Annotated in this window: 13 protein-coding genes and 3 tRNA genes; 1 reads left to right on the top strand and 15 read right to left on the bottom strand. The window is 44.9% G+C overall.

All coding sequences use genetic code 11. The features are described 5' to 3' along the window. Positions 1–22: 22 nt before the first annotated feature. The 13 genes from rpsL to K5Q92_RS17520 form a co-directional block, all read right to left on the bottom strand. The gene (gene rpsL, locus K5Q92_RS17580; protein WP_012327264.1) at positions 23–397 is read right to left on the bottom strand and encodes a 30S ribosomal protein S12; all 375 of its coding nucleotides are present in this window, start codon (positions 395–397) and stop codon (positions 23–25) included. 190 nt (positions 398–587) lie between these two features. Next, positions 588–4802 carry a DNA-directed RNA polymerase subunit beta' gene (gene rpoC, locus K5Q92_RS17575; RefSeq protein ID WP_220770211.1) on the bottom strand — a complete coding sequence of 1405 codons (4215 nt, stop codon included), beginning with the start codon at positions 4800–4802 and terminating at the stop codon, positions 588–590. 83 nt (positions 4803–4885) lie between these two features. Continuing rightward, the gene (rpoB, locus tag K5Q92_RS17570) at positions 4886–8917 is read right to left on the bottom strand and encodes a DNA-directed RNA polymerase subunit beta (protein ID WP_220770210.1); all 4032 of its coding nucleotides are present in this window, start codon (positions 8915–8917) and stop codon (positions 4886–4888) included. Positions 8918–9156: 239 nt separating this feature from the next. Next, the gene (gene rplL, locus K5Q92_RS17565) at positions 9157–9522 is read right to left on the bottom strand and encodes a 50S ribosomal protein L7/L12 (protein WP_028767981.1); all 366 of its coding nucleotides are present in this window, start codon (positions 9520–9522) and stop codon (positions 9157–9159) included. 53 nt (positions 9523–9575) lie between these two features. After that, positions 9576–10073: a 50S ribosomal protein L10 gene (gene rplJ, locus K5Q92_RS17560; protein ID WP_220770209.1), complete on the bottom strand. Its 498-nt coding sequence runs from the start codon at positions 10071–10073 to the stop codon at positions 9576–9578. Positions 10074–10343: 270 nt separating this feature from the next. Beyond that, on the bottom strand, positions 10344–11045 hold the full coding sequence (gene rplA, locus K5Q92_RS17555; protein WP_220770208.1) for a 50S ribosomal protein L1: 702 nt from the start codon (positions 11043–11045) through the stop codon (positions 10344–10346). Between the two features lie 4 nt (positions 11046–11049). Further along, the gene (gene rplK, locus K5Q92_RS17550; protein WP_011863956.1) at positions 11050–11478 is read right to left on the bottom strand and encodes a 50S ribosomal protein L11; all 429 of its coding nucleotides are present in this window, start codon (positions 11476–11478) and stop codon (positions 11050–11052) included. 126 nt (positions 11479–11604) lie between these two features. After that, positions 11605–12156, bottom strand: coding sequence for a transcription termination/antitermination protein NusG (gene nusG / locus K5Q92_RS17545; protein ID WP_220770207.1), 552 nt, complete (start codon positions 12154–12156; stop codon positions 11605–11607). A gap of 9 nt (positions 12157–12165) precedes the next feature. Further along, the gene (secE, locus tag K5Q92_RS17540) at positions 12166–12537 is read right to left on the bottom strand and encodes a preprotein translocase subunit SecE (RefSeq protein WP_220770206.1); all 372 of its coding nucleotides are present in this window, start codon (positions 12535–12537) and stop codon (positions 12166–12168) included. A gap of 288 nt (positions 12538–12825) precedes the next feature. After that, positions 12826–14010: an elongation factor Tu gene (tuf, locus tag K5Q92_RS17535; RefSeq protein ID WP_220770205.1), complete on the bottom strand. Its 1185-nt coding sequence runs from the start codon at positions 14008–14010 to the stop codon at positions 12826–12828. 197 nt (positions 14011–14207) lie between these two features. Further along, positions 14208–14281, bottom strand: a tRNA-Gly gene (locus tag K5Q92_RS17530). 35 nt (positions 14282–14316) lie between these two features. Continuing rightward, positions 14317–14401 (bottom strand) — tRNA-Tyr (locus K5Q92_RS17525). 8 nt (positions 14402–14409) lie between these two features. Beyond that, positions 14410–14485 (bottom strand) — tRNA-Thr (locus K5Q92_RS17520). A 233-nt stretch (positions 14486–14718) separates the two neighbouring features. Between K5Q92_RS17520 and coaA the strand changes: the two genes are divergently transcribed. After that, on the top strand, positions 14719–15669 hold the full coding sequence (gene coaA / locus K5Q92_RS17515) for a type I pantothenate kinase (RefSeq protein ID WP_220770204.1): 951 nt from the start codon (positions 14719–14721) through the stop codon (positions 15667–15669). 31 nt (positions 15670–15700) lie between these two features. Here the strand turns inward: coaA and birA are convergent, their stop codons facing one another. After that, positions 15701–16663: a bifunctional biotin--[acetyl-CoA-carboxylase] ligase/biotin operon repressor BirA gene (birA, locus tag K5Q92_RS17510; protein ID WP_220770203.1), complete on the bottom strand. Its 963-nt coding sequence runs from the start codon at positions 16661–16663 to the stop codon at positions 15701–15703. Between the two features lies 1 nt (position 16664). Next, on the bottom strand, positions 16665–17720 hold the full coding sequence (murB, locus tag K5Q92_RS17505) for a UDP-N-acetylmuramate dehydrogenase (RefSeq protein WP_259649618.1): 1056 nt from the start codon (positions 17718–17720) through the stop codon (positions 16665–16667). Positions 17721–18044: the final 324 nt, after the last annotated feature.

The raw sequence follows: 18044 nt of genomic DNA, 5'->3' as shown, positions 1-18044 counted from the left end.
TGGCCTTACTTAACGGAAAACGTTAAGACTTAGGACGCTTAGCACCGTACTTAGAACGACCTTGACGACGTTCGCTAACGCCAGCACAGTCTAATGCGCCGCGTACAGTGTGGTAACGCACACCCGGTAAGTCTTTTACACGACCGCCACGGATTAGAATTACGCTGTGTTCCTGCAGGTTGTGGCCTTCACCGCCGATGTACGAAGTTACTTCGAAACCGTTAGTTAGACGCACACGAGCTACTTTACGTAGTGCAGAGTTTGGTTTTTTTGGTGTGGTTGTGTATACGCGAGTACAAACACCACGCTTTTGTGGACACGCATTCAACGCAGGCACATTAGTCTTATCGACTTTTGGCGCGCGAGGCTTACGTACCAACTGGTTTACAGTTGCCATGTATAGCTCCGAATCAGTTGACTAAATCAACAGTAAGGTGTGAAAAATCTATATCCCACAGGTGTGGGACGCGAAATTTTAGAAGTGTATGAGGTTTCTGTCAAGAAATAGACAACTTTATAACCGATTTAAAGTAAAAAAAGGCGCCAAAAGCGCCTTTTTTACAATCTATTTACTTTTCCAGCAACGATTAATCATTGCTTCCAGCTAGATTTAGTAGATCCGCAAGGTTCTGCTCAGCTTCGCTTGCACTAATCGCTGGTGCTTCTTCAGTTGCCGCACTTGGCACTGCAGTAGCACGCTTCTGATGGTAAGAATAACCTGTACCAGCAGGGATTAGACGACCAACGATTACGTTTTCTTTCAGACCACGTAACTTGTCGCTCTTACCGCCAACAGCTGCTTCAGTAAGAACACGAGTGGTCTCCTGGAACGATGCTGCAGAGATGAACGATTCAGTCGCAAGTGACGCCTTAGTGATACCAAGAAGTTCACGTTCGAATGTTGCAGGCTGCTTACCTTGTGCTTCTAGTTCGCGGTTAGCGATCTTCACACGAGACACTTCAGCTTGTTCACCCGGTAGGAATTCACTGTCACCTGCGTCAATGATCTCACACTTACGCAGCATCTGGCGAATGATCACCTCAATGTGCTTATCGTTGATCTTAACGCCCTGTAGACGGTAAACGTCCTGTACTTCATTCACGATGTAGTTAGCCACATTGTGGATACCACGTAGACGTAGAATGTCGTGTGCCGCTTCTGGACCATCGGCAATAACTTCACCACGTTCGACTTTTTCACCTTCGAACACGTTTAGGTTACGCCACTTAGGAATCATCTCTTCATACTGCTCACCGCCATCAGCTGGGGTGATCACTAGACGACGCTTACCTTTGGTTTCTTTACCGAACGAGATAGTTCCCGATACTTCAGCAAGAATTGCAGGCTCTTTTGGCTTACGCGCTTCGAACAAGTCAGCAACGCGTGGTAGACCACCGGTAATATCGCGAGTCTTAGAAGATTCTTGAGGAATACGTGCTAATGCATCACCAACGTTAATTGGTGCGTTATCGTCAAGGTTTACAATCGCGTGACCTGGTAAGAAGTATTGCGCAGGTACTTCAGTACCTGGGATCATCAAGTCGCTACCATCAGCAGCAACAAGACGGATCATAGGACGCATCTCTTTACCTGCTGTTGGACGTTGACCAACTTCTAGCACGACGATTGATGAAAGACCCGTTAGTTCGTCTGTTTGACGTGTCATAGTGACACCTTCAATCATATCTACGAACTTAATACTACCCGCCACTTCTGTGATAATTGGGTGAGTATGTGGATCCCACTTAGCGATAATTTCGCCAGCAGCTACGCCATCATCTTCCAACTTCTCAAGTACAGTACCGTAAGGAACCTTATAACGCTCTTTCTCACGGCCTAGCTCATCGATAATTGCTAGTTCAGAAGAACGAGAAACAATTACCAGCTTACCGTTGCTGTTAGTTACATACTTAGCGTTGTGTAACTTAAGCGTACCTGAGTTCTTAACTTGAACGTTGTTCTCAGCTGAAGCTCGAGATGCCGCACCACCGATGTGGAAAGTACGCATCGTAAGCTGTGTTCCTGGCTCACCAATTGACTGAGCAGCAACAACACCAATCGCTTCACCTTGGTTGATGATATGGCCACGAGCCAAATCACGACCATAACAAGCAGCACACACACCGAAGTCTGTATCACAGCTAATTACTGAACGAACGATCATTTCGTCGATAGAGTTATCTTCAACGATGTCACACCAAGCTTCGTCAAGAAGCGTGTTACGTGGCACTAGTACTTCTTCAGTACCTGGCTTGAACACATCTTGTGCAACAACACGACCAAGAACACGTTCACGTAACGGTTCAACTACATCACCACCTTCAATCAGCGGCTTCATAGTTAGACCTTCGTAAGTTCCACAGTCGTCTTCGATAACAACTAAGTCTTGTGCAACGTCTACTAGACGACGAGTCAGGTAACCAGAGTTAGCTGTCTTCAATGCCGTATCCGCAAGACCCTTACGCGCACCGTGAGTAGAAATAAAGTACTGAGATACGTTTAGACCTTCACGGAAGTTAGCCACAATTGGGGTTTCGATGATTGAGCCATCTGGCTTAGCCATCAGACCACGCATACCGGCCAACTGACGGATCTGTGCAGCACTACCACGAGCGCCTGAGTCGGCCATCATGTAGATACTGTTGAACGATTCTTGCTGCTCTTCTTCGCCATCACGGTTAATTACTGTCTCTTTAGACAGGTTTTCCATCATCGCTTTAGAAACTTTTTCGTTCGCGCTTGCCCAGATATCGATTACTTTGTTGTAACGCTCACCAGCTGTTACTAGACCAGATTGGAACTGCTCTTGAATTTCAAGAACTTCCGCTTCAGCATCCGCTACTAGCGTGTACTTAAGATCTGGAATAACCATATCGTTGATACCTACAGAGGCACCCGAGATAGTTGCAAAGTGGAAACCTGTGTACATCAATTGGTCAGCAAAGATAACAGTATCTTTAAGACCTAGTTGACGGTAACAAGTGTTCAATAGCTTAGAGATCTGCTTCTTACCCATGTTTTGGTTAACCAAATCATAAGAAAGACCTTTTGGCAGGATCTGTGAAAGCAATGCACGACCAACTGTTGTATCAACAACGCGACGTGTCTTAACTTTTTCACCGGCTTCGTTCGTCGTTGTTTCCGTAATACGTACTTTAACGCGAGCGTGTAGCTCAGCAACACCCGTGCGGTAAGCTTTTTCAGCTTCAGCCACGTCAGCGAATGCCATGCCTTCACCCTTGCCGTTAATACGCTCACGGCTAGTGTAGTAAAGACCCAATACAACGTCCTGTGACGGTGTGATCACCGGCTCACCGTTTGCAGGTGAAAGGATGTTGTTGGTAGACATCATTAGTGAACGGGCTTCTAACTGTGCTTCTAGCGTTAGTGGCACGTGAACAGCCATTTGGTCACCGTCGAAGTCGGCGTTGTATGCCGCACAAACCAATGGGTGAAGCTGAATCGCTTTACCTTCGATTAGTACTGGCTCAAATGCCTGGATACCTAGTCTGTGCAGTGTTGGTGCACGGTTAAGCATCACTGGATGTTCGCGGATCACGTCATCTAGCACGTCCCAAACTTCTGGAACTTCGCGCTCTACCATCTTCTTAGCAGCTTTAATGGTTGTAGCTAAGCCACGACCTTCTAGCTTGCCATAGATAAATGGCTTAAATAGCTCAAGTGCCATCTTCTTAGGAAGACCACACTGGTGTAGACGTAAAGTAGGACCTACGGTAATTACCGAACGACCAGAGTAGTCAACACGCTTACCTAGCAAGTTCTGACGGAAACGACCTTGCTTACCTTTGATCATATCAGCCAAAGATTTAAGCGGACGTTTGTTAGAACCAGTAATAGCACGACCACGACGACCGTTGTCTAATAGCGCATCAACAGATTCTTGCAACATACGCTTTTCGTTACGTACGATGATATCTGGAGCAGCTAGATCTAACAGACGCTTTAGACGGTTGTTACGGTTGATTACACGACGGTAAAGGTCGTTCAAATCAGACGTAGCAAAACGCCCGCCATCTAGTGGAACTAGAGGACGTAGATCTGGTGGCAGAACCGGTAGCACTTTAAGGATCATCCACTCAGGCTTGTTACCTGAAGTGAAGAATGCCTCAATTAGCTTAAGACGCTTAGTGATCTTCTTACGACGAGTCTCAGAATTGATTGATGGCAATTCTTCGCGCATCATTTCAATTTCTTTCTCAAGATCGATAGCACGTAGCAATTCTAGAACTGCTTCAGCACCCATCTTGGCATCGAATTCATCACCGTACTCTTCCAATGCATCCAGATAGTTTTCTTCTGTCAGCATTTGGCCGCGTTCAAGGCTGGTCATGCCAGGCTCGATTACTACGAAAGATTCGAAGTAAAGTACACGTTCGATATCACGAAGAGTCATGTCTAGCATCAAACCGATACGAGATGGCAGAGACTTCAAGAACCAAATGTGTGCAACTGGGCTAGCTAGATCGATGTGACCCATACGCTCACGACGTACTTTAGTCTGTGTAACTTCTACGCCACACTTTTCACAGATCACACCACGGTGCTTTAGACGCTTATACTTACCGCATAAACATTCATAATCTTTTACTGGACCAAAAATACGCGCACAGAACAAACCTTCACGCTCAGGCTTGAAAGTACGGTAGTTAATGGTTTCTGGCTTCTTAACTTCACCAAAAGACCAAGAGCGGATCAAGTCAGGCGACGCTAGGCCGATCTTGATACCTTCAAATTCTTCAGTCTTGCTTTGCTGTTTCAGAAACTTTAATAAGTCTTTCACGTTTCTCTCCTGAAGGAGTTAAACCGGGTGCCCTGCCAATGCAGAGCACCAATTTCTTTTGCCATAGAGGCAGTAACCAAGTGTTACTGTTGATCCAACTCGATGTTAATACCGAGCGAACGGATCTCTTTCAACAATACGTTGAACGATTCAGGCATACCTGGTTGCATCTGATGGTTACCGTCGACGATGTTCTTATACATCTGAGTACGACCGTTCACATCGTCCGATTTAACGGTTAGCATTTCTTGAAGTGTATATGCAGCACCGTAAGCTTCAAGTGCCCATACTTCCATCTCACCGAAACGCTGACCACCGAACTGTGCTTTACCACCCAATGGTTGTTGAGTAACAAGACTGTACGAACCGGTAGAACGCGCGTGCATCTTATCGTCAACCAAGTGGTTCAGTTTGAGCATGTACATGTAACCAACGGTTACTTGACGCTCAAATGGGTTACCAGTACGGCCATCACACAGCGTTAGCTGACCTGATGTCGGTAGACCTGCAAGTTCAAGCATCTGCTTGATCTCTTTCTCTTTGGCACCATCAAACGCAGGTGTAGCTGTAGGCACACCGCCTTTTAGGTTTTTAGCAAGACGCAAGATTTCATCATCAGTAAATGAATCGATGTCAACGCGCTGCTGCACTTCGTCACCTAAGTCATAAACTTGCTTGATGTATCCGCGAAGTTCTGCCAATTCGCGCTGCTCTTCTAGCATTTCGGTAATACGGTTACCGATGCCTTTCGCTGCAGCACCCATATGAACTTCAAGTACCTGACCGATGTTCATACGTGAAGGTACACCTAGTGGGTTCAATACGATATCCACTGGATCGCCTTTTTCGTCGTATGGCATGTCTTCAATAGGACAAATCTTAGAGATTACACCCTTGTTACCATGACGACCCGCCATCTTATCACCAGGCTGGATAGTACGCTTAACCGCTAGGTAAACCTTAACGATCTTAAGTACACCAGGTGCTAAGTCATCACCTTGAGTGATCTTACGGCGCTTGATTTCGAACTTCTTATCGAAATCGGCTTTTAGCTCTTCCGCTTGCTCAGCTAGCTGTTCTAGCTCAGTTTGCTTCGTTTCATCATCGATGGTCTGAACCAACAATTGTGAACGAGGAATTGCATCAAGTTGGGCTTCATCGAAACCAGCACCTAGTAATAGGTTGCGAGCACGACCAAGAACACCATCTTCAAGAATTTGGAACTCTTCAGTCAAATCCTTACGAGCCTGAGCGATATGCATCTCTTCAATTTCAACAGCACGCTTGTCTTTCTCAACGCCGTCACGAGTAAATACTTGTACGTCGATGATAGTACCTTTAACAGAGTTAGGTACGCGTAGAGAGCTGTCTTTAACGTCAGAGGCTTTTTCGCCGAAGATTGCACGTAGAAGTTTCTCTTCTGGAGTCAGCTGAGTCTCACCCTTAGGTGTTACTTTACCAACTAGGATGTCGCCACCCTTAACTTCTGCACCGATATAAACGATACCTGATTCGTCAAGCTTAGAAAGCGCAGACTCACCAACGTTTGGAATATCAGCAGTGATCTCTTCGCTACCCAACTTAGTATCACGAGCGATACATGAAAGCTCTTGAATGTGGATAGTTGTGAAACGGTCTTCTTGAGCTACACGCTCAGAGATCAAGATCGAGTCTTCGAAGTTGTAACCGTTCCAAGGCATGAACGCGATACGCATGTTCTGACCAAGAGCCAAATCACCTAAGTCGGTAGATGGGCCGTCGGCTAGTACGTCGCCACGAACAACTGGGTCACCAACAGAACAACAAGGACGTTGGTTAATACAAGTGTTCTGGTTAGAACGCGTGTACTTAGTCAAGTTGTAAATATCGATACCAGCTTCGCCTGGAGTCAATTCTGATTCGTTAACCTTAACCACGATACGGCTAGCATCAACGTAGTCAACATAACCACCACGCTTAGCAGCCACAACCACGCCTGAGTCAACAGCAAGTGTACGTTCAATACCTGTACCAACTAACGGCTTATCAGCCTTCAGTGTTGGAACAGCCTGACGTTGCATGTTCGCACCCATCAATGCACGGTTCGCGTCATCGTGTTCTAGGAACGGAATTAGTGATGCCACAACAGAAATAATCTGCTGTGGTGATACGTCCATATACTGGATGTCAGATGCACCCATAAATGTTGAATAACCCTTGTGACGACAAGCAATTAGCTCATCCATCATGCGGTTGTTTGCATCTAATTCTACGTTTGCCTGAGCGATAACGTAACGGCCTTCTTCGATTGCTGACAAGTAATCAACTTCTTCAGTAACCACGCCATCTACTACCTTACGGTAAGGCGTTTCTAGGAAGCCATAGTTATTAGTACGCGCAAAGGTTGACAACGAGTTGATCAAACCAATGTTTGGACCTTCAGGCGTTTCGATTGGACATAGACGACCGTAGTGAGTCGGGTGTACGTCTCGAACTTCGAAACCAGCACGTTCACGTGTTAGACCACCAGGACCTAGAGCAGAAATACGACGCTTATGCGTTACTTCTGACAATGGGTTGTTTTGGTCCATGAACTGTGAAAGCTGTGAAGAGCCAAAGAATTCTTTAACAGCTGCAGAAATAGGCTTAGCGTTGATCAAATCTTGAGGCATTAGCTCATTTAGATCACCGAGGCTTAGACGCTCACGTACGGCACGTTCAACACGAACTAGACCAACACGGAACTGGTTTTCAGCCATTTCACCTACACTACGGATACGACGGTTACCTAGGTGATCGATATCATCAACTTCGTCCAAGCCGTTACGGATGGCGATGATGTTCTTCATCACGGCAACGATATCTTCTTTAGTTAAGATACCCGTACCTTCGTCGTCATCGATACCTAGACGACGGTTGAACTTCATACGACCTACTTTAGATAGATCATAACGCTCTTCACTGAAGAACAAGTTCTGGAATAGTGCTTCGGCAGCATCTTTGGTTGGTGGCTCACCAGGACGCATCATACGGTAGATTTCAACTAGCGCTTCTAGGCGGTTAGTTGTTGAATCGATACGAATGGTGTCTGAGATGTAAGCACCGTTATCAAGCTCGTTGATATACAGAGTGCTGATCTCTTTGATGCCAGCCATAGATAGCTTAGCTAGATCTTCTAGGCTGATCTCTGCGTTTGCAGAAACCAATACTTCGCCTGTATCTGGATCGATATAATCTTGTCCAGAGATCTTACCAGCGATGTACTCAACTGGTACTTCAAGCTCAGTAGTATTTGACTTTTCAAGCTGACGAATGTGACGTGCAGTGATGCGACGACCTTTCTCAACAAGAACAGTGCCTTCAGCGTCTTTAATGTCATAGCTTGCAGTTTCGCCACGAAGACGGTCTGCAACAAGATCCATTACTAATGAATCTTTCTTGATCTTAAAGTTTACGCGATCGAAGAACAGGTCAAGAATATCTTGAGTAGAGTAATCTAGAGCACGCAGAATGATCGAAGCCGCTAACTTACGACGACGGTCAATACGTACAAATAGTGCATCTTTAGGATCGAATTCAAAGTCTAACCAAGAACCACGGTAAGGAATAATACGTGCGTTATATAGCACCTTACCTGAAGAGTGGGTTTTACCACGGTCATGATCAAAGAATACGCCTGGGCTACGGTGTAGCTGAGACACGATTACACGTTCAGTACCATTGATAACAAAAGTACCGTTGTCAGTCATAAGAGGGATATCCCCCATATAGACTTCTTGTTCTTTAATGTCTTTTACTGTGCCAGGTGCAGCTTCACGGTCATACAGAACCATACGCAGTTTAACGCGTAGAGGTGCAGAGTATGTAACACCGCGGATTTGACACTCTTTCACATCAAAAACTGGCTCGCCTAGCTTGTAGCTGACATATTGCAGCTCAGAATTACCAGAAAAGCTCTTGATGGGAAAAACGCTACGGAAAGCAGCTTCAAAACCACGCTCACCTGTAGGATCTTGATCGGTGAACTTCTTAAAAGAGTCCAACTGGATTGACAAAAGGTAAGGGATGTCTAAAACACGTTGACGTTTACCAAAGTCTTTGCGAATACGCTTCTTTTCAGAATAGGAGTAAACCATGGGTTTCCTCTGATTGCGAGATGTGACCAAGACTGAATCAACCTAAATGTTGAAACAGCGCGTTTGCCCATCACCGTTGAAAGCAAGAACCCAACCAGTAATCTCTGCTAGGAACTGCGAAATCTGGCGATAAACGGTGAAAAAAAAATCGCCTGCGCTTACAGCGCAAAAAAGGCCGACGGTTAAAAAACCGCCAGCCTCCGCCCGATTACTCGGGAGGTTGTAAGTTATAGTATAACTTACTTGATCTCTACTGCAGCACCAGCTGCTTCAAGTTCAGTCTTAAGAGCTTCAGCTTCTTCTTTAGAGATAGCTTCTTTAACTGCTACTGGAGCAGATTCAGCCATGCCTTTAGCTTCTTTCAGGCCTAGACCTGTAGCGCCACGAAGAGCTTTAATTACTGCAACTTTGTTGTCGCCGTGAGAAGTAAGAATTACGTCGAATTCTGTTTTCTCTTCAGCAGCAGCAGCTTCGCCACCACCTGAAACAACAGCAGCAGCTGCAGATACGCCGAACTTCTCTTCCATTGCTTCGATTAGTTCAACAACTTCCATTACAGACATTGCTGCAAGGGCTTCTAAGATTTGGTCTTTAGTGATAGACATAACAAAAAATTCCTAATTGTACTGAATTCAATTTAATTAAGCGGCTTGTAAAATTAAGCAGCTTCTTTCTGATCGCGTAGAGCGGCCAATGTACGAACGAACTTGCCAGCAGATGCTTCTTTTAGAGTCATCATGAACTGAGCTAGTGCTTCTTCGTAAGTTGGTAGTTTTGCTAAACGATCAATGTTGTCTGCAGGGATTAATTCCCCTTCAAAGGCTGCTGCTTTGATTTCAAACTTCTCTTGCGCTTTAGCGAAATCTTTAAGAAGACGCGCAGCTGCACCTGGGTGCTCGTTAGAGAATGCAATCAAAGTAGGACCAGTGAACGTATCGCTTAGGCACTCAAAATCAGTACCTTCAACAGCGCGCTTAACTAGAGTGTTACGTACAACTTTAACGTACACACCAGCTTCACGAGCAGCTTTACGAAGACCGGTCATATCACCTACAGTTACACCGCGTGAATCGGCTACAACTGCAGATAAAGCACCTTTGGCAGCTTCGTTGACTTCAGCAACAATCGCTTTTTTGTCTTCGAGTCTTAATGCCATTGGCTATACTCCTGGATTCGATCTAGGGAAAGTTCCCTAGCAATTACCATGCTAAGCATCTAATGATACCTAGCGACTTACGGCGCGAATATATCCAGCAGAATAAAATCTATCTGGGGTCCGACACCGTCTACGCAGGAAATTAAGTCGATTACTTGAACCGACACCTACGGTCTTGGACGGAGGCTAGTCTTTAACCTAAAAGGATAAATCACAGCCCCAACCCTACAAAGTGCGCGCATTATAGACTAATGCGCGAGCTTTGTAAATTTACTTAACGTCTTCCAGAGTACTCTGGTCAACAGCAACACCTGCACCCATAGTGGTAGAGATGCTTACTTTCTTAACGAAAACGCCTTTAGCAGCTGCTGGCTTGGCTTTTTTAAGTGCGCCAATTAGAGCTTCTAAGTTTTCCTTAAGTTGAGCTGGTTCAAAGTCCACTTTACCGATAGTAGTGTGGATGATACCGTTCTTATCGTTACGGTAACGGATTTGACCCGCTTTAGCGTTCTTAACTGCTTCAGCAACGTTTGGCGTTACAGTACCAGTCTTAGGGTTAGGCATTAGACCACGTGGGCCTAGGATTTGACCTAACATACCAACAACGCGCATTGCATCTGGAGATGCGATAACTACGTCGAAGTTCATTTCGCCAGCTTTAATTTGAGCGGCAAGGTCATCCATACCAACAAGTTCAGCACCAGCTGCAGTAGCAGCTTCAGCGTTAGCACCTTGAGTGAACACAGCAACACGTACTTCACGACCAGTACCGTGTGGTAGCACAGTAGCGCCACGAACGTTTTGGTCAGATTTACGTGGGTCAACACCTAGGTTAACGGCAACGTCAACACTTTCAACGAACTTAGCAGTAGCTAGTTCTTTTAGAAGTGCAACAGCTTCATTGATGTCGTAGCTCTTAGTAGCTTCAACTTTCTCGCGGATTAGACGAGCGCGTTTAGTTAGCTTTGCCATTATATTAGTCCTCTACTACCAAACCCATTGAACGCGCAGTACCTTCAATTGAGCGAGTCATCGCTTCAATATCAGCACCAGTCATATCAGCGGCTTTAGTCTCAGCAATTTCCTGGACAGCGCTACGCTTGATAGTTCCCACTTTTTCAGTGTTAGGACGGCCAGAACCTGATTTCAGACCAGCTGCTTTAAGCAGTAGGAAAGACGCAGGTGGAGTCTTAGTTTCGAAAGTGAAAGAGCGATCAGTGTAAACAGTGATAACTACAGGAATTGGCATACCTTTCTCGAACTTTTCAGTACGAGCGTTGAATGCTTTACAGAATTCCATGATGTTAACACCTTTCTGACCCAATGCTGGGCCTACTGGTGGCGACGGGTTTGCAGCACCGGCTGCGACTTGCAGTTTGATGTAACCATCAACTTTCTTTGCCATGAGACATTTCCTCAAGTTTGGGTTCAAACGCCATCAACACTATGTTGAAAGGCTCCCCGAAAAATATGGGTGCGAATTATATATAAATTCGCACCCATTTCCAAATAGTATTTGCGCTTTATTTAATCAGCTTTTTTCAATCTGACTAAAATCAAGTTCTACTGGTGTCGAGCGGCCGAAGATCATCACAGAAACCTTAACGCGGTTCTTCTCATAATCCACTTCTTCAACTGTACCGTTGAAGTCAGCAAAAGGTCCGTCAGTAACACGAACAACTTCACCTGGCTCGAACATAACGCGATGCGTTGGAGACTCAGTAGTTTCTTGAAGACGCTGAAGGATTGCATCAGCCTCTTTATTCGAAATTGGTGCAGGACGATCAGATGTGCCACCGATGAAGCCCATTACACGTGGAATGCTCTTCACTAGGTGCCAGCTTTCATCGTTCATTTCCATCTGAACTAACACGTAGCCAGGGAAAAACTTGCGCTCGCTCTTACGACGTTGGCCTGCACGCATTTCAACGACTTCTTCAGTAGGTACCAAAACCTCACCAAAGTAATCTTCCATGCCATGCATTTTGATATGTTCAAGCAGAGTTTTACAAACACGACCTTCATAGCCGGAAAATGCTTGAATTACATACCATCTTTTTTTAGCTTCAGTAGCTTCAGTCATACTTAATGCCTATACGCCTGTAATAAAATTAACAATTCTAAGCAATACTGCATCTAAGCCCCAAAGGACTAAACCTAAAACGGCTGTTGCAGCTAATACAATGAAAGTTGTATTGAGTGCTTCTTGACGCGTAGGCCAAACCACTTTACGAACTTCAATCTGTGATTCACGAGCAAAAGTTAAAGCTTGCTTGCCTTTTTCTGTTTGCAACGCAATGAAACCAGCGATAGCAAAAGTCACGACTACACCTAGGGCGCGTACAACGACACTTGCTTCATTAAAATATTGATTGCCAATAATTGCAGCAGCCAACAAGATTACGACTAGGCCCCACTTTACGATATCCAGAGAGTTACCCTGGCTTTCAGTATTTGTTGTCATCGGTTAATTCCGTTACTCACTACGTTCTGAGGCAAGGAACACTATAAAATAGCATTTTGCTCAGTGAAAAATTCAGTCAGACTCGCTATCCGAACTGGCGACTGCCGAACATACTCTTAATGAAAGTATAAGCGACGAGTCAAAAATCGGTCATAGATTGTATTCTTATTCCACTTATTTGGCAAGAATACAAAGCCCAGCTTCACTAACAAATTAAACGTAAATGCAATAAAACAAAAAAGGCAGCCTAAGCTGCCCTTTTCAATATTGAGTTAAGACTCGTTGCTATTAAGCAATGATCTTAGCTACAACACCAGCACCAACTGTACGGCCACCTTCACGGATAGCGAAACGTAGACCTTCGTCCATCGCGATTGGGCAGATTAGAGTAACAACCATCTTGATGTTGTCACCAGGCATAACCATTTCTACGCCTTCTGGTAGTTCGATAGTACCAGTTACGTCAGTTGTACGGAAGTAGAACTGTGGACGGTAGCCTTTGAAGAATGGAGTGTGACGTCCACCTTCTTCTTTTGAAAGAACGTATACTTCTGATTCAAAAGTAGTGTGTGGGTTGATTGAACCTGGAGCAGCAAGTACTTGACCACGCTCAACTTCATCACGCTTAGTACCACGTAGTAGTACACCACAGTTCTCACCTGCACGACCTTCGTCAAGCAGCTTACGGAACATTTCAACACCAGTACAAGTAGTCTTAGTAGTATCTTTGATACCAACGATTTCTACTTCTTCACCAACTTTGATGATACCGCGCTCAACACGACCTGTTACTACTGTACCACGGCCTGAGATTGAGAATACGTCTTCGATTGGTAGAATGAAAGCACCATCGATAGCACGCTCTGGCTCTGGAATGTAAGTGTCTAGAGCTTCAGCTAGTTCTAGGATCTTAGCTTCCCACTCTGGCTCGCCTTCAAGAGCTTTAAGAGCAGAACCTTGGATAACTGGTAGGTCATCACCTGGGAATTCGTACTCAGATAGAAGTTCACGAACTTCCATTTCTACTAGTTCTAGTAGTTCTTCATCGTCAACCATGTCACATTTGTTCATGAATACGATGATGAATGGAACACCAACCTGACGTGAAAGTAGGATGTGCTCACGAGTTTGTGGCATTGGGCCGTCTGTAGAAGCTACTACTAGGATTGCGCCGTCCATCTGTGCAGCACCAGTGATCATGTTCTTAACATAATCCGCGTGACCTGGACAGTCTACGTGTGCGTAGTGACGAGTTGGAGTGTCATATTCGATGTGAGAAGTATTAATTGTAATACCGCGCTCACGCTCTTCTGGAGCGTTATCGATCTGAGCGAAATCACGCTTAGTACCGCCATATGCCTTAGTCAATACAGAAGAGATAGCAGCGGTTAGAGTTGTTTTACCATGGTCAACGTGACCAATGGTGCCCACGTTTACATGTGGTTTTACGCGTTCAAATTTTTCTTTAGCCATGGTATTGCCCCAATCCAAAGTATTTGGTGATGAAACTGCATATAGCAAAAAATCCGATGCATAGAAAATGTCATCGAATCAGTTAGTAAGATAATTAGATTGGCGAGAAGTAGGTTGGCGCTGATAGGTAGTCTTAAACTGGAAAAAGCACTCGAGACCGAGTGCTTTCTACTGATTAAGTATTATCAGCAAGATTTTGGAGCGGATGGCGGGAATCGAACCCGCGTTATCAGCTTGGAAGGCTGGAGTAATACCATTATACGACATCCGCGCAACCTACTTCAGGTTACCTAACTACCTAGAATATGGTGGAGGGAGAAGGATTCGAACCTTCGAAGGCTGAGCCGTCAGATTTACAGTCTGATCCCTTTGGCCACTCGGGAACCCCTCCAGAGAAAATGGTGCCGGCACCAAGAGTCGAACTCGGGACCTACTGATTACAAGTCAGTTGCTCTACCAACTGAGCTATGCCGGCGTGTCATTTCGGTAGCGGATATTATGGAAATGTGAGCGCAAGTGCAATAGCAAAAGCGAAATTTTCTTAAAAAAATCTCTCAAACGCTGATTTTTTACCCTTAAAGTGACTTTTAGGTATATTTTTAAGCCGTTTAAAACAGATTGGCGACTTAAGCCGCTATCGTCGCGCTCATTGCTGTTGTTCATAATAACTTCATGGTGTACTGTGCCATCCTTAACGGAGAACTTCGCATGCCGCAATCCAATCAAATTCACAACGCACTTTATCTCAACTTTCAACGCCAACAATGGGCTGGGTTGAGAGAGTCTGTACCATTAACACTCAGTGAACATGACTTGGCAGATTTGCGTGGTATTAATGAAAAGATATCCTTATCCGAAGTGACAGACATATATCTGCCTCTAAGTCGATTACTGAACCTCAATGTGGGTGCAAAACAGCAAAGAGGCTTAGCGCTAAATGAGTTTCTAGGACATGTACCACCAAAGCGTCCTTACATTATCAGCATCGCTGGTAGTGTCGCAGTTGGTAAAAGCACCACAGCTCGTATTTTACAAGCGCTATTAAGCCACTGGCCCGAACATCCTAAGGTCGATTTAATTACTACCGATGGCTTTCTCTATCCACTGGCTGAATTGAAACGTCGAGGCTTATTGCAGCGTAAAGGTTTTCCTGAAAGCTATGATATGCGTGCGCTTGTCGACTTTATATCGGCAATCAAGGCTGGAGATGCAGCGGTTAGCTCTCCCATATACTCGCACATTACCTATGATCGTATACCTGATGAAATGCAATGGATCAGACAACCAGATATTTTGATCATTGAGGGGTTAAACGTGCTGCAAACTGGGCAAGACTCGCCAGTTGATACGCAGCGCCCATTTGTGTCTGATTTTGTGGACTTTTCTATATACGTTGATGCTAACGAGTCACTATTAAAACAGTGGTATATCGAACGGTTCTTGCAATTTAGAACTGGCGCTTTCAGTACTGAAAACTCCTATTTCCATCACTACTCAAAACTCGGGGATGATGAAGCAACAGCAACGGCTTCAAATATCTGGGACACGATTAATGGGCCAAACTTAACACTCAATATTTTACCTACACGTGAAAGAGCTCACCTAATTCTGCAAAAAGGACCCGATCATTTAATGGATCAGGTCCTTTTGAGAAAATAAAATTCAAACACTGATGAATGCTAATCTAAGATTAGCCTACCTTACGTAGGCTAATCTCTCCACCAATATAAGTCTGCACTCCTGAGTCGCTCTCCAGCATGACAGCTCCCTGCTCATCAACACCGCGATAAATACCATGGATTTCATCGTGCCCCATCATCAACTTAACGGGTTGATTTTGGAATAGATCTGCATCTCGCCATCTTTGTTGAAACGGTTTAAGCCCCGACTGCTGAAATTCGGTCAAATCAATTTGTAGTTGCTTTTGTAGGCGCACCAACAGCTCTGTTTTATCTGGAACACTTTGCTGGCCGGTTAAGTCACTCCATGGTTGATCGATTAACGCAGCATGTTGTTCACCCATTGCCATATTTAAACCTATACCAATAACCAGATTACACTCGCTGTCAGTCTGGCCATTCATCTCAATCAGTACGCCAGCTAACTTTCTGCTATCGAGGTAGATATCGTTCGGCCACTTAACTCCAACGCCTTGAACGCCAAGCTGCTTTAGTACCGACACGATTGAACAAGCCACAACTAAGCTCAATCCCATTGCTTGTGCCATTCCCTGCGGGAACTGCCAATACATGGAGAAATAGAGATGGCAACCGTAGGGTGAAACCCAAACGCGCCCTCTTCGTCCCCGACCAGCCGATTGATACTCAGCAACACAGATATCACCAGACACGAGCTCATCAGCATGCTTTAAGATAAATGCGTTAGTACTGGGGATCTCGTCAAAATAAAAGCTACGGTTAGCGATCTGGCTCTTTAATAAGCTCTCATCCACTAGAGATAGTGAGCCGTTCAATTTATACCCCTTGCCTTTGACACTATAAATATCGATACCGTACTCTTCTAAAGCCGAGATATGATTGCTTATAGCAGTTCTAGACACGCCCAGAGTCGAAGCCAGAGCTTCACCAGATACAAATTCTCCGCTTGCCAGCTCAGATAAAATTTCTCGTTTACGGTTCCATTGCTCTGTCATGCTATAAGCTCCTCTCTCCATTAGCACCGATCATTCTAGGTTCAGCTTCCAGCCTTATGCCGAACTGCTGCTCAATTTTCTCTACTATTGATTCGGCCAAGATTAAAATATCTTCGCTTGTGGCACCACCCGTATTAACCAAGACTAAAGCCTGCTTATCATGTACTGCTGCTCCGCCGATTTTAAAACCTTTCAAACCCGCATTATCGATTAACCAACCCGCTGCGACTTTGGTTTTACCTGAACCGTGGGGGTAACCAACGATATTTGGATAGATCTCGGTTAATGCATCAAACTGCGCACTATCGACCACAGGGTTTTTGAAAAAGCTCCCAGCGTTACCAAGTACCTTAGGATCCGGCAATTTAGACTGACGAGTTTCACATATACAATCAAACACTTGCTGTGGCGTAACCCCAGATACATTAAGTGCTTTTAACGGACCATATTCCAGCTTAGGAAACCACTGCTTAGGCAGTTTAAAGCCAACGTGGGTAATCAGCGCCTTTTCCAGTAATTGACGTTTAAAGATCGAATCACGATAGCCAAATTCACACTCGTCTGCACTTAGGCGAATTTTCTTACCGCTTTCTAACTCAACATATTCAACCCAATCACAGAAATCGTTCATCTCAACGCCATATGCACCAATATTTTGAATAGGTGCAGCGCCAACTGTGCCAGGGATAAGAGCTAGATTCTCTAATCCACTAAATCCGTTATCTAAACAAAAACAAACCAAATCGTGCCAGTTTTCGCCAGCTGCAACACTCAAGTAGTGATTTTCTGCATCAGCGGAAACCTCGATCCCCTTAGTTTCAACTAAGACTACTGTTCCTGCAAAATCATCGCAAAAAATGACATTACTACCACCACCTAAAATCAGCATCGGCTCATGAGTCTGATAAAGGCGACAACTGACCTCTATAAGTTGCTCATTTTTTGTAGCATGAACTAACTCACGACAAGAACGAGCTAACGCAAATGTATTATGAGGCTTTAACGAATAAGGGAAGTTGTCTTGCATCGGGGTATCTTTAGGAATCCAAAAAGCCATTGTAGCTTAAACTCTATAACCACAGAAGCTTTGAAAAGCATCCGTCATTGTTAGAGAAGCTTTATTCTTGATGTTGATAGGCTTTGATTAGAAGAGGCAAGATTTAGCAAAGTATGAGCCCCGTTGCTGAGTACGGCGATAGCCGTGAGCTAACGAACGCGAAGCGTAGCTGGGGCGGACTTACTCTTATCAACAGACGAACCCATGTGCCTTCGGCACGCGTGACAGGCCGCTTTCTTTTTAAAAGAGTCTAAAAGCTCCATGGATGGAGCGAATGCCGAAGATTGTCTGGAACAATCTCGGTCCAACTGAACTACCGCTCCT

It is taken from the genome of Shewanella sp. MBTL60-007 (genome assembly GCF_019654915.1).
GTDB lineage: Bacteria > Pseudomonadota > Gammaproteobacteria > Enterobacterales > Shewanellaceae > Shewanella.
The sequence above is the reverse complement of the archived record's forward strand: the minus strand, read 5'-3'. Positions and strand labels throughout refer to the sequence as shown.

What these genes read in the sequence shown, in the direction of transcription:
- secE (WP_220770206.1), bottom strand. Translation starts at nt 12,537, where the DNA reads ATGACAACAAATACTGAAAGCCAGGGTAACTCTCTGGATATCGTAAAG.
- nusG (WP_220770207.1), bottom strand. Translation starts at nt 12,156, where the DNA reads ATGACTGAAGCTACTGAAGCTAAAAAAAGATGGTATGTAATTCAAGCA.
- murB (WP_259649618.1), bottom strand. Translation starts at nt 17,720, where the DNA reads ATGGCTTTTTGGATTCCTAAAGATACCCCGATGCAAGACAACTTCCCT.
- rpsL (WP_012327264.1), bottom strand. Translation starts at nt 397, where the DNA reads ATGGCAACTGTAAACCAGTTGGTACGTAAGCCTCGCGCGCCAAAAGTC.
- rplL (WP_028767981.1), bottom strand. Translation starts at nt 9,522, where the DNA reads ATGTCTATCACTAAAGACCAAATCTTAGAAGCCCTTGCAGCAATGTCT.
- rplA (WP_220770208.1), bottom strand. Translation starts at nt 11,045, where the DNA reads ATGGCAAAGCTAACTAAACGCGCTCGTCTAATCCGCGAGAAAGTTGAA.
- coaA (WP_220770204.1), top strand. Translation starts at nt 14,719, where the DNA reads ATGCCGCAATCCAATCAAATTCACAACGCACTTTATCTCAACTTTCAA.
- rplJ (WP_220770209.1), bottom strand. Translation starts at nt 10,073, where the DNA reads ATGGCATTAAGACTCGAAGACAAAAAAGCGATTGTTGCTGAAGTCAAC.
- rpoB (WP_220770210.1), bottom strand. Translation starts at nt 8,917, where the DNA reads ATGGTTTACTCCTATTCTGAAAAGAAGCGTATTCGCAAAGACTTTGGT.
- birA (WP_220770203.1), bottom strand. Translation starts at nt 16,663, where the DNA reads ATGACAGAGCAATGGAACCGTAAACGAGAAATTTTATCTGAGCTGGCA.
- tuf (WP_220770205.1), bottom strand. Translation starts at nt 14,010, where the DNA reads ATGGCTAAAGAAAAATTTGAACGCGTAAAACCACATGTAAACGTGGGC.
- rplK (WP_011863956.1), bottom strand. Translation starts at nt 11,478, where the DNA reads ATGGCAAAGAAAGTTGATGGTTACATCAAACTGCAAGTCGCAGCCGGT.